Genomic DNA, 12,834 nt, shown 5'->3' with positions numbered 1-12,834 from the left:
TGGGGTGCAAAAAAAAGCCGGCGCAGCGCGCCGGCTTTTTATCGTGCGAGATGGAACGTCGGTCAGCCCACCGTCAGTCCACCGTCGCGCCCGAGGCCTTCACCACCTTGGCCCACTTGGCCGACTCGGCCTTCATGAAAGCAGCCAGCTGGGCCGGCTTTTCCGGGTTGGCTTCGGCGCCCTGCTCGGCCAGCTTCTTCTTCACGTCCGGCAGCGCGAGGATCTTCACGGTCTCGGCGTTCAGACGATCGACGATGGCCTGCGGCGTGCCGCCAGTGGCGTACAGCGCGAACCACGACGTAGCTTCATAACCCGGCACACCGGCTTCCGCCACGGTCGGCACGTCCGGCAGTGCCGGCGAGCGCTTGGCCGACGTCACGGCGATCGCGCGCAGCTTGCCAGCCTTCACGTGCGGGTACGACGACGGCAGGTTGTCGAACATCAGACCGATCTGATTGCCCAGCAGGTCGTTCACGGCAGGCGCGCTGCCCTTGTACGGGATGTGCTGGATATGCAGGTTGGTCATCATGTTGAACAGCTCGCCCGACAGATGGATCGACGAGCCGCTACCCGACGAACCGAACGACAGCTTGTCCGGATTCGCCTTCACGTAAGCGATCAGTTCCTTGATGTTGTTGACCGGAACCTTCGGGTTCACCACCACCACGTTCGGCACCATGGCCACGCGCGTGATCGGCGCGAAATCCTTCACCGGGTCGAACGGCATCTTCGAGTACAGCGACTGGTTGATCGCGTGCGTGCCGATCGTGCCCATGAACAGCGTGTAGCCGTCAGCCGGAGCCTTGGCGGCCAGGCTTGCGCCGATGTTGCCGCCCGCGCCCGGACGGTTGTCGATCACCACCGGCTGGCCGAGCGCCTTGCCCAGTTCCAGACCGACGATACGCGCCAGGATATCGGTGGTGCCACCGGCCGAGAACGGCACGATCAGCGTAATCGGCTTGGTCGGGTAAGCGGCTTGCGCGTGGGCGCCGCCAATGGCCGTGAAACCGGCTGCGAGTGCCACACCGGCTGCCAGCAGGTGTCTGCGCACCTTCGAGGGTTGTTTGGTCATGCTCATCTTGTACTCCACAGGATCGAAGGGACCGTACGACCCTCGTGGGGCCGCCGGGTTGTGCTGATTCTTGTCTTAAATGGGCGCAACGCCCAGGGTGGTACCGCCGCAGACATACAACACCTGACCGGTCACGAAACCGTTGTCGGGCGACAGGAAAAAGAGCGAGGCGCGTGCCACGTCTTCCGGCGTTCCCATGCGCTTCACCGTGATGCTGGCGAGGATGCGCTTGGTCTGTTCGGCGCCTTCCGGATTGCTCTTGCGGAACAACTCGGTGGCGATCGGGCCCGGCGCCACGGCGTTGACGGTGATACCGTCTCCGCCCAGCTCCATCGCCAACGTTCGGGTCAGGCCAACGAGGCCGGCCTTGGTCGCGGCATACACCACGCGATCCGGCTTGCCGAGCGCCGCGCGCGAGGCCATGTTGACGATGCGGCCATAGCCGGCCGCGCGCATCGCGGGCAGGCAGGCCTGGGTCAGCAGCATCGAGGCCTGCAGATGCAGACCCACGACATAGTTCAGGTCTTCCACAGTCGCGGTGTCGGCCGTGCCGGGGCGCGTGGCGCCCGCGTTGTTCACGAGCCGCGTCACCGCGAACTGCGAGGTCACCTGCGCCGCCACGGCGCGAGTCGCCTCGGCGTTGGTCAGGTCGGCCTGGAAGAAGGTCATGTTGGGATGAGACCAGGTGGGGGCAACGTAATCGACGTTGACTACCTTGGTCACGCCATCCGCCAGCAGCATTTCGCTGATGGCACGGCCAATGCCGGAACTGGCACCGGTCACGAGCGTGGCAACGGGAAGGGACATCTCAATACTCCGCACCGGCGTGCGACTGCCGGATTCCATCAGAAAAAGATGCGGCTGGGCCGGCGAGCCTGTCGGCCCGGCCGCATTTGCTCTACCTCGTTGGGGGAAGAGACACCACTGAGACTTCCCATACGGGTTTACGTCAGGAAGTTCGAAACATTTAGCGCGCGATTGAATGTATGGACATTACACTCGCGCGCTTCACCGCATGCGTCAGACGCGCTCGATCACGAGCGCAATGCCCTGGCCCACGCCGATGCACATCGTGCACAGCGCGTAGCGGCCACCGGTACGGTGCAGCTGGTACATGGCCGTCGTGACCAGGCGCGCGCCGCTCATGCCGAGCGGGTGGCCCAGCGCGATCGCGCCGCCGTTGGGGTTCACGCGCTTGTCGTCGTCCGCCACGCCGAGTTGGCGCAGCACCGCAAGACCTTGCGCGGCAAACGCCTCGTTCAGCTCGATCACGTCCATCTGGTCGATGGTCAGGCCAAGCTGCTTGAGCACCTTCTGCGATGCGGGCACCGGACCGATACCCATCACGCGCGGCGCCACGCCGGCGGTGGCCATGCCGACGATGCGCGCACGCGGCGTCAGGCCGTGTTGCTTGATCCCTGCCTCGCTGGCCAGCAGCAGTGCGCAGGCGCCATCGTTCACGCCCGAGGCGTTACCCGCCGTCACTGTGCCATCCGGACGCACCACGCCGCGCAGCTTGGCCAGCGCTTCCATGCTGGTCGCGCGCGGATGCTCGTCGCGTTCCACGACGATGGCGTCGCCCTTCTTCTGCGGAATCGTGACCGCGGTAATTTCCTGCGCCAGCGTGCCGTCGGCCTGCGCGCGCGAAGCCTTCTCCTGGCTGCGCAGCGCCATCAGATCCTGATCTTCGCGGCTGATCTTGTAATCGGTGGCCACGTTCTCGGCGGTCTCGGGCATCGCGTCCACACCATACGCCGCGCGCATGGCCGGATTGACGAAGCGCCAGCCGATGGTGGTGTCGAAGATCTGCGCATCGCGCGAGAACGCCGCCGTCGCCTTGCCCATCACGAACGGCGCGCGGCTCATGCTCTCCACACCGCCCGCGATCATCAGGTTGGCCTCGCCAGCCTTGATGGCGCGCGCGGCGGTGCCGGTAGCGTCCATGCCCGAACCGCACAGGCGGTTGATGGTCGAGCCCGGCACCGTTTCCGGCAGGCCGGCCAGCAGCAGCGACATACGCGCGACGTTGCGGTTGTCCTCGCCTGCCTGGTTGGCGTTACCGAAGATCACGTCGTCGATCACGGCCGGATCCAGGCCGGTATTGCGCGCGATCAGCGCGCGCAGCGGCACCGCGCCCAGATCGTCGGGGCGAACCGCCGACAGGCTGCCGCCGTAACGGCCGATGGGGGTACGGATGGCGTCGCAGATAAAGGCTTCAGTCATGGTCTGTCTCTCTCGGTGCTATGTCGGTTCTGATTGCCGCGAGTCGGTCGGACCGCCTCAGGCGGCCACGGCCTGCTTGAGCGGCACGCCGCTGATGCGTTGCAGTTCGTCGAAGCTCAGGCCTTCCACCAGGTCGCGCGCGACGAGCCCGTCGGGCGTCACGTCGATGGTGGCCAGGTCCGTGTAGATGCGCGTGACGCAGCCGATGCCGGTGAGGGGGTACGTGCATTCCGGCACAACCTTGCTCTCGCCCTGCTTGGTCTGATGTTCCATCATCACGAACACTTCCTTGGCGCCGATCGCGAGATCCATCGCGCCGCCCACGGCGGGAATCGCGCCCGGTGCGCCCGTATGCCAGTTCGCGAGGTCGCCCTTGGCGGACACCTGGAACGCGCCCAGCACGCAGAAGTCGAGATGGCCGCCGCGCATCATCGCGAACGAGTCCGCGTGATGGAAGAACGAGCCGCCGGCCTTGAGCGTCACCGGCTGCTTGCCGGCGTTGATCAGGTCGCCGTCTTCCTGGCCGGGCGCGGGGGCCGGGCCCATGCCCAGCACACCGTTCTCGCTGTGCAGCAGGATTTCACGGTCGGAGGGCAGATGATTGGCCACCAGCGTGGGCAGGCCGATGCCGAGATTCACCACGGCACCTTCGGGAATGTCATTGGCCACTCGGGCGGCCATCTGATCGCGGGTCAGGCGTTGCATAGTCGGTTCTCCTCGTTCGCGCGTCAGGCGGCCTTGGCGGCAGCGCCCTGGACCTTCACCACGCGCTTGACGAACAGTCCCGGCGTGACGACAACTTCGGGGTCGAGCTCACCGAGCTCGACGATATGGCTCACCTGCACGATCGCGCATTTGGCGGCGGTGGCCATGATCGGGCCAAAGTTGCGCGCGGTCTTGCGGTATGTGAGATTGCCCCAGCGGTCGGCCGAGTCGGCCTTGATCAGCGCGAAGTCGGCATGGATCGGCTGCTCGAACACATAACCCTTGCCGTCGATGATGCGCGTCTCCTTGCCTTCAGCCAGCGGCGTGCCGTAGGCCGTGCGCGTGAAGAAGCCACCGATGCCGGCACCGGCTGCGCGGATGCGCTCGGCCAGATTGCCCTGCGGCACCAGTTCCAGCTCGATGTCGCCCGCGTGATAGAGCGAGTCGAACACGTACGAGTCGGCCTGGCGCGGGAACGAGCAGATGATCTTGCGTACCTGGCGGGCCTTCAGCAGCGCGGCCAGACCGGTGTCGCCGTTGCCGGCATTGTTGTTGACGATGGTGAGGTCGCGCGCGCCCTGGGCGATCAGCGCGTCGATCAGTTCCGCGGGCATGCCTGCGAGACCGAAGCCGCCGATCATGATCGTGGCGCCGTCGTGGATATCGGCAACTGCCGCTTCCACCGAGTCATATAGCTTGTTGATCACTTGCGTTCCATTCACGGAAGGGTCCGGGCAGCGGTCCGGGCCCGGGCCGCAGGGGGCGGCGCGCAAAGCAGGTCTCCGGATAATTCTGGCTGGACGTTTCATCCACTGCGTCACCGCAGGACGGCGGCAGCGGAACAGGGTCCGACACTCTTGTGTTGTCTGGTACGAGCAGCGTCGTTGCGCCGCAAGCGCTTGGCCGAAGCGGAACTCAAGGATATGCCTGATCTCGCGGGTTTCTGAACCCGTTCGATTTGTTCGCATATCGAACTTGAATTCGCACAATGAACAGCGTGAAAGAGATTACACCTGCGACCAATGCGAGGTCAAGCCAGCGGGACGGCACTTGCCGTCCCGCCCCAGGTCTGGGGCGGGTTAAAGGCGTATTAAGGCAGCTGCAGCACCGCGTGACTGCCCGCCGCGCCGGGACGCACTTCGAGCCGTACATCGATGCGCTCGCGCAGTTCGGTCACGTGAGAAATGATGCCGACCAGTCGGCCGGCCTGCTGCAGGTCCAGCAGCGTGCGGATAGCAAAGTCGAGGCTCTCCGGATCGAGCGTGCCAAAGCCCTCGTCGACGAACAGCGTGTCGAGCTGGATGCCGCCCGCGCGCGACTGCACGACGTCGGCCAGACCAAGCGCCAGCGACAGCGACGCGAGGAAGCCCTCCCCGCCGGACAACGTATTGGCCGGGCGGGTGCCGCCGGTGTCGTGATCGAATACCTCGAGGTCCAGCCCGCCGGCGCTGCGCTGATCCACGGGCTCGCGCACGCGTTGCAACGTATAGCGGCCGCGGCTCATGCGCATCAGCCGTTGCGAGGCGGCCTCGAGCACCTCGTCCAGCAACGAGGCCAGCACGAAGCGCTGGAACGTGATGCGGCGCGGATTGTTGCCGTTGGCCACCTCCGACAGGCGGCCGAGCACCGCGTAGCGGGTCTCGATATCGCGACCATCGGCCTCGAGTGCGTCGAGCAACCGCTGGCACTGCAGCAGTGTTTCGCGCGCGGCTGCCAGTTCGCTGCGCTGACGGATCGCCGCCTCGAGGTTGGCTGCGGCGGTGTCGCGCGCGGCTTGCAGCGCGGGTAAATCGGGCACCTGCAGTTCTCGCGCTTCCGCCTCGGCGCGCTCGCGCCGGTCCGCCGCGCGTGCAATCTCGAGTTCGAAGTCGCGCACGGCTTCGTCAAGCGAGACCATCGCGGCCGACGGCAGGCAGGCGGTCTGCCATGCTTCCAGACTGTCAAAGCCGGCGGCAGCGATCGCGTTGACGAACGACCCCTGCGCCAGCACATGGCGCGCATCGGTCTGGGTGAGCTGCGTGCGCGCGGCGTCGAGCGCGGCCACGGCGGCGGCGAGTTGCGACGCCGCGTTGCGTTCGGCCAGCTGCGCGCGCTGCAATGCCTGCTCGAGTGTGCTGGCGCGTTCGCGCGCCTGCTTGAGCGCGGCTTCGAGCGCGACCGGATCGCGCGAGTCTTCGGGGATCTGCGCGCAAGCGCCGCGCCATTCACCTTCGAGCTGGGCGGTTGCGTGGGCCTGCTGCTGGGCGGCGGCCTCGGCATCGCGCGCGTGCACCACCGCGGCCTCGTGGGCGGCGCGCGCCTCTGTATGTGCGGCGTCGAGTTTGGACAGCTGCGCGCCCGCCTGCTCTGCCACGGCCACGGCGGCAGCGAGCCGCGCGAGTTCGGCCTCGATCTCCCGGCTCAACGCATCGGCGTCCGCGCCTGGCGACACCAGCTCCAGCTCCGCCAGATCGGCCAGCCGCGCCTCGGCTTGCGTCAGCTCACCTTGTGCGGCCTGCCGGCGTGCAGCCGTGGCCTGCGTCAGCTCGTCGGCGCGATGTAGTGCATCGCGGCTGGCGTCCAGCTGCGCGTCCCCCACCGACAGCAACTCCGCATGCACGGCCGGCGACGGATGCTCGGTGCCACCGCACACCGGACACGGCGCGCCACGCGCCAGGTCGGTGGCCAGCCGCGCGGCCTGTCCTGTACGCCATGCCCGTTCATCGTGGCTCAGCGTCTGTCGCGCTCCATCGCGCGCGCTCACCGCACGCGCATGCGCATGATCTGCAGTGGCCAGCGCCTCGCGCAGCGCGGGCAGACCCGCCGCCGCGGCCGCATGGCGCGCAAGCCGAGCCTGACGTTCAAGCGCGCGATCGCGCTGCAACGTCAATGTCGTCAGTGGCATCGCCTCGGTACGCGCGCGCTCCAGCGCTTGCGCAACCGCCTGCTGACGCTCGACGTGTTGCGTCACTGCGGCGGTGGCCGCATCGCGCGTACGCGTCGCCACCGTCAACGCCTGCCTCGCGTCGGCCAGCCGCCCCTGCAGCGCACCCATCCGCTGCGCGTGCGGCAGCATGGCCTCGCGCGCAGCGATATCGCGCTGCAACGCCACGCGCTCTTCCGCGCGCGCCTGCTCTTTTGCCAGTGCCTCGGCCGCGCCCCGCGCGGCGACGGAGTGAGACGCCACTTCCTGCTCGCGCTGCGCAAGCGCTTCGCGCGCCTCGGTCTGATCACGCACCATCGCGGCCAGATGCTCGGCCATCGGCGATACCTGCGCCGCGCGTTGCGCGGTGCGCAGACGCGCGCGCTCGGCGACCATGGCTTCGCGCCGCGCCGACAACCTGCCGAACGCTTCCTCGGCCTCGCGCCAGCGCTTGAGCTGCTGCGCCTCGATCTCGGCCTTGCTCAGTGCGGCCCGCGCGGCGTCGCTATCGGCGCGCGCGAGATGCTCCTGCCGATCGAGCATCGCGAGCGCATCCTGCTGGCCCGCGATCCGTGCGGCCAACGCCTCGGTCGTGGCCAGCGCATGCTGATCCAGCAAGGTCTTGCGCCGCAGCGTGATGGTATCGGCTTCGCGCCGAATGCCGGCCGCCTGCTCCTTCAGCAGTTCCTCGACGCGACGATATAGCTCGGTCTGGAACAGACGCTCGAGAATCGCCTGACGCTCCTGCGACTTGGCCGTAAGCAGTTCGCGAAAGCGGCCCTGCGGCAGCACGATGACCTGGCGGAACTGGGCACTGTCGAAGCCGAGCAACTCGCGCACCGCATCGCTGACGCGGTTCGGCTGGGTCGCCTTGCTGACCCAGCGATCGTCGACCAGCGCATCGAGCTGCGCCTTCGGGATTTCGCGCACATGCGTGCCGGAAGCACGCTGGCTCGGCCGTTCCTGCGCGGGCGACCGCGTGACGCGATAGCGCTGCGCGCCCAGCGCGAACTCGAGCGTGACTTCCGTGCGCAGCGCCGGATCGGCATTGGCATTGCGCATATCGCGCGGATCGCGTTCGCCGCCCGAGGTATCGCCATACAACGCAAAGCAGATCGCATCGAGCAGCGTGGTCTTGCCCGCGCCGGTGGGTCCGTGAATCAGGAAGAACGCCTGGTCACCCAGTTGGGTGAAATCGATCGACTCACCGGTCGCGAACGGACCGAACGCCTGCAGTTTCAGGTGGAGCGGTTTCATGCCGATTCCCTTTCCGATGCCGTCATTGCGGCAAGCAGGTCGTCCAGCGTACGACGCTGGTCCACGTCGAGGTCGGCGTCGGCCACCTCGCGGAAGAAGCTGGCGAACAAAGCGCCGGTATCGAGCTCGCGCAAACGGCGGCCTGCCTCACTCGCGCTGCCGCTGCGCGCGAGCACCGCGCGCTCCATCGCCAGCGCATTCGGATAGGCCTGCCGCAGCCGCGCCATGGGATCCAGCAGCGCGCCCGTGTCCGTCAATACCGCATGAACATAATCGTCACGATACGGATCCGTCGCCGCTTGCACAATCAGCGTCGCGAGGTCGCCACGCAACAGGCGCAGATCGTGCCGCGGTTTCAGTGCGATGGGCTCGATGCGCGCCACACCGGCACCATCGAGCTCGACCAGCGACACGCTCTTGGCGTGGCCGGCCTCCGACAACGAGTACTTGAGCAGTGACCCCGAGTAATGGACGTTGGTACCGAGCGTTTGAGGCCGATGCAGATGGCCGAGGGCAACGTAATCGAAGCCATCGAACACGCCGGCCGCGACGGCACCGCTGCCGCCCACCGACAATGGCCGCTCCGATTCGCTGGCCGCGCCACCCACCACGAAGGCATGGGCCACGGCCACCGAACGGACGCCGGCAGGATGCGTGGCGCGGATGGCCGCCAGTTGCGCGCCGAGCGCCGCCTCGTGGCTCGGCAGTTCCAGACCCAGCGCGTCGCGTACCGCGGCCGGCTCCGCATAGGGCAACGCGTAGATGCGTACCTCGCCATGCGCGTCGTGCAGCGTCACGCTGCTGGCTTGCGCGCCCACGCGTCCCGCCACATGAAGACCCTGGCCGGTCATGAGGCGCGCGCCGAAGTCCAGCCGCTGCGCGCTGTCGTGGTTGCCGGCGATCATTACCACGGGCACGCGTTCCCCCACCACGATGCGAGCAAGCACATCGTCGAGCAAGGCAACGGCGTCAGGGGGCGGCACCGCGCGATCGTAGACGTCGCCGGCGATAAGCACGGCGTCGGGCCGCACTTCGCGCACGAGGGCGACGAACTGATCGAGCACGTGGGCCTGATCCTCGATCAGGCTCCGGGCATGGAACAGCCGACCGAGATGCCAGTCGGCGGTGTGGAGAAAGCGCAATCTGATTCCTTGGGCAACGTCATTCGCGACGCGAGTGCCGCATCATAACGTCACGCCAGAGTCTCAGGCGGGTTCTACTTCGTTGTCAGCGGCTTCGCTATCGACGATCTGGAACTTGCGCATCTTCTCCCACAGCACCTTGCGGCTGATGCCGAGGCAGGTGGCGGTGTCCTGACGGCGCCAGCCATTGGCGTCGAGCGCCGCGATAATGCGGCGCCGCTCCTCGGCATCGCCCCGCGATTCGGGGCGCTCGTTGCCGTCGAACGCACCGGGACGCAAGCCACGGAACAGCGGGCGGATGCGCTCTTCGTCCCAGCTGCCGCACTGCTGCACCGTGATGCCCACGCGTTCGGCGAGGTTGCGCAGCTCGCGCACATTGCCGTTGAAGAACGCGGTGCCCACCGCGCCACGGAGCCAGTCCGGCATCGGCGGCAGCACGTCGAAGCGCTTGGGGCTCATCATATGCCGCATGAACGATTGCAGCAGCGCCACCTTGTCCGCCGCGCCACGCTCCTCGAGGCTCGGAATGCGCAGTTCGATCACGGCCAGCCGGAAATACAGATCCGCACGGAACTTGCCCTGACCCACTGCCTCGCGCAGATCCTTGTTGGTGGCGGCCACCAGGCGGAAGTCGAGCTTGACCGGCAGTGCCGAGCCCAGTCGCGTGAGCGCGTTCTCCTCGAGCACGCGCAGCAGCTTGACCTGCTGGAACAACGGCAGGTCGCCGATTTCGTCGAGGAACAGCGTACCGCCATGCGCCTGCTCGAAGTACCCGCGATGCGCGAACATCGCGCCCGTGAACGCGCCCTTCGCGTGACCGAAGAACTGCGATTCGAACAAGCCATCGGGAATCGCACCGCAGTTCACCGCGACGAACGGGCCCTTGCCGTAGGTGCGATTGCGATCGTGGAACAGCCGCGCGATACGCTCTTTGCCCGCACCGGTTTCGCCGTAGAGCATCACGTTGCTGTCGAAGTCGGCGAAGGTGTCTACCTGCTGCAATAGCTGCAACATGGCGGGCGATCCCGCCACGAGGTCGGCAACGTCGGGCGCGTTCTCGGACGCTGCGAGCAATTGCGGCAGCAGCTTGCCGATCTGCGAGCGCAGGTCGGGGCCCGAGAAGTCATGCGGCAGGATGTGCGCGTATTCCGCCGGGAAGCGCCCCGGGTCCACTTCGCGGTCTGGCGCGGCAACCCAGACGACGGGCATGCCATGCGCGGCCTCCCACTCGAGCGTGAACTTCGCCGTGCCGATCACGGACGCGCTGATCACGGCCACGCTCGGCTTGGTACGCGTCTCCGAGGGGAACGACTCGAGCGCGCCAGCGCGAATCACATCGACCCCAAGCGGCGTGAGAAAGCGCGCCACACGGTCGGCAATCTCGTATTTGCCTTCCCAGACATAGACTTCAAGGCTCTCGTAGGCCCAGCGGTCGGCTTTCATGATCTCGTTCTTCGTTTCAGTACACCAATTCGGCGTTGTTGCAGTCGATGCCATTCATCCAGAGGTCGGCATTGCCGAGCTGAATGCCGAGCGGCGTCAGCAGGTTGAGGACCACCAGGTCTAGCAGGTTCGCAACTGGATCGAGCAAAGCATTCAGCAGTGCCGGGATATCAATGAGCGGAGGTATCAGGACACCACCCAAATCAAGGGTCGGATGCAAATTGTTCAGCAGAGCTTTCACCGCCGTTGTCAGTTGATTCGTGGCGGGTGCGCGCACATATTGCCCCGGCGCAAGCACGATATCCTGCGAACCTGCCGTGCCGACGGTGTTCCTGACTGGCACGTTGACAACCTTGACACCCAGAATGTTTGCCAACACCGTTCGCGTTGGCTCGCAGCTCGCGGAGCCGTTCGAGTTGGCAAGGCACACGTTCGCCACCTGCTGCGTCAGCCGCAGGGTTGCGCGACGGTCCGCGGGCGCTGCCGCGCATTGAAGCTGCGTGAGCGACGCGGTTGCGGCCGCCGCTTCAACGTATAGCGGAAGGTTCACTGTCGCGATCGCGAGGTCGACGACAACATCCAACCGCAAACCTAGCTGGGCGGTGCGCGCATTGGTCTGCCATGTGTTCGCACCGGTCTGCCGCACGGGACCCACGGCAGTCTGCGGCGGCTGCGTGACGTACAGCCCCACGGCGGTACGTGCCACACCCAGATTCAGGTCGCCGAGCTTGATGCGAGCGCCATTGCCGTTTGCCAATTGCGCTGACAGCATCAGCAGCGACGCTACATTCAAGCCAACTTCCGCAGCCGACGAGGCGGCCGGCGCCAGCACACCAAGCGCAACCAGTTGCGCCAGGCTCACCGCCACACCCACAGCACCAACTCCGAGCGTCGTCGCCGGACTACCGACTGCAACGCCGAGCAGTGCGCTTTTGTTGGCCGCCTTGAGCACCAGCGCGTAGAAGTCACGCAATGACAGCTGCAGGCCCAGCAACTGGTCGATCGTGCCCACGCCTGCGGCGACCCTCAATTGCTCGAGCGTAATGTTGGTGCCAACCAGTCCAGTCCAATCAAGCGCACTAAAACTGACAGTAACGTTCGGGCCCAGCAACTTGCCAAGCAGGCCGTTCGCGGTATTCACGTCGAGCAGGCCGCTCGCCAACGAAAACGACGCCACGGGAGGGCTGCCCGCCGCGATCGCCTCCGCGCGGAGTTGCCGTCCGCTGGAACCCGGAAACACAAACAACACCGGCAACGTCATCGTCGCCTGCACGCGCACGGCGTTGGGGGCGACCGTAGCGGGGTTATAGCCCGCGTTGAAATGCCGCTTGCTGTCGCCATTGCCCGGATTGCCCGGGTCCCACAACCCGAGGCACGACCGCATGCCATCGGCGGCACCGGTCGCCACGTCGTTGCAACCTGTCGTCACCGCCGCCTTGTACCCATTCTGCGCCGCCGTCCCCTGCACCGCCGCCAGCACACTGGCACTCGTGGCGGACAGATCCGCCGCGCGCTTAAGCTGCTGTGCCCCGGACACCGCCGCGAGATCCGCCATCTTCTGCAATTGCCGCTGCCCGTAGAACACGTAGCCAATATCGATCGACACCAGCGCCGCCATCCCGATGGTCGCCATCAGCATCACCGCCATCACGCTCACCGCGCCACGCTGCCGAGCACGCACGAGACGCGCCCCTCTCCCGCGCGCGGGAGAGGGGTTGAGGGTGAGGGCAGGCGCAACCATCGCGATCGGTCCGTTATTGGCCCAACGCCTGACTACCCGACCCACCACGCAGCGGACTCCCGGTCGCCTGGCTCGTAAAGAACTCCGGAATCGCATAACGGAAGCTCTCCAGATAGCGCTCGTAACCCAGCGCGGCCTGCTCACCGGTCATCGGCAAACCAGGCCCCGCCTGCGCGCCCGAGCGTTGAATCTGTAGCAACGCACGCGCATCGCCGCGCTCGTCCACGGCAGGCATGGTCCGCGCTGTCGGTGCAGGTGCGGGTGCAGGCGCCTGCGCTTGCATCGATCCCTGCGCCTGCGCAACTGCCACCGGCAGGCAGAGCACAACACCCAAAACAAGATATCGAAC

Annotated in this window: 10 protein-coding genes; all 10 read right to left on the bottom strand. The window is 66.6% G+C overall.

Annotation, left to right across the window (positions count from 1 at the left end):
* Positions 1 to 73: 73 nt before the first annotated feature.
* Positions 74 to 1,078, bottom strand: coding sequence for a Bug family tripartite tricarboxylate transporter substrate binding protein (locus tag LDO41_RS29535; RefSeq protein ID WP_223994746.1), 1,005 nt, complete (start codon positions 1,076 to 1,078; stop codon positions 74 to 76).
* A 69-nt stretch (positions 1,079 to 1,147) separates the two neighbouring features.
* A complete protein-coding gene (locus tag LDO41_RS29530) occupies positions 1,148 to 1,879 on the bottom strand; it encodes an SDR family NAD(P)-dependent oxidoreductase (RefSeq protein ID WP_223994744.1) in 732 nt (243 codons plus the stop codon).
* Between the two features lie 213 nt (positions 1,880 to 2,092).
* Positions 2,093 to 3,295: a 3-oxoadipyl-CoA thiolase gene (gene pcaF / locus LDO41_RS29525; protein WP_223994741.1), complete on the bottom strand. Its 1,203-nt coding sequence runs from the start codon at positions 3,293 to 3,295 to the stop codon at positions 2,093 to 2,095.
* A 57-nt stretch (positions 3,296 to 3,352) separates the two neighbouring features.
* Positions 3,353 to 4,000: a 3-oxoacid CoA-transferase subunit B gene (locus LDO41_RS29520; RefSeq protein ID WP_223994739.1), complete on the bottom strand. Its 648-nt coding sequence runs from the start codon at positions 3,998 to 4,000 to the stop codon at positions 3,353 to 3,355.
* A 23-nt stretch (positions 4,001 to 4,023) separates the two neighbouring features.
* Positions 4,024 to 4,707: a 3-oxoacid CoA-transferase subunit A gene (locus LDO41_RS29515; protein WP_223994917.1), complete on the bottom strand. Its 684-nt coding sequence runs from the start codon at positions 4,705 to 4,707 to the stop codon at positions 4,024 to 4,026.
* 383 nt (positions 4,708 to 5,090) lie between these two features.
* The gene (locus tag LDO41_RS29510) at positions 5,091 to 8,159 is read right to left on the bottom strand and encodes an AAA family ATPase (RefSeq protein ID WP_223994737.1); all 3,069 of its coding nucleotides are present in this window, start codon (positions 8,157 to 8,159) and stop codon (positions 5,091 to 5,093) included.
* Complete coding sequence (locus LDO41_RS29505; protein WP_223994735.1) at positions 8,156 to 9,301, bottom strand: exonuclease SbcCD subunit D; 1,146 nt, start codon at positions 9,299 to 9,301, stop codon at positions 8,156 to 8,158. The genes LDO41_RS29510 and LDO41_RS29505 overlap by 4 nt, the downstream gene beginning before the upstream one ends.
* Positions 9,302 to 9,364: 63 nt before the next feature.
* Entirely contained in the window at positions 9,365 to 10,744 is a 1,380-nt protein-coding gene (locus tag LDO41_RS29500) for a sigma 54-interacting transcriptional regulator (protein ID WP_223994734.1), read from the bottom strand.
* 16 nt (positions 10,745 to 10,760) lie between these two features.
* Positions 10,761 to 12,425, bottom strand: a complete 1,665-nt coding sequence (locus tag LDO41_RS29495) for a TadG family pilus assembly protein (RefSeq protein WP_290370927.1) — start codon at positions 12,423 to 12,425, stop codon at positions 10,761 to 10,763.
* Positions 12,426 to 12,498: 73 nt separating this feature from the next.
* Positions 12,499 to 12,720, bottom strand: coding sequence for a DUF3613 domain-containing protein (locus tag LDO41_RS29490; RefSeq protein WP_223994733.1), 222 nt, complete (start codon positions 12,718 to 12,720; stop codon positions 12,499 to 12,501).
* Positions 12,721 to 12,834: the final 114 nt, after the last annotated feature.

The organism is Cupriavidus pampae (assembly GCF_914271485.1).
Classification (GTDB): Bacteria; Pseudomonadota; Gammaproteobacteria; order Burkholderiales; family Burkholderiaceae; genus Cupriavidus; species Cupriavidus pampae.
This window is presented reverse-complemented; position numbering and strand designations above follow the sequence as displayed.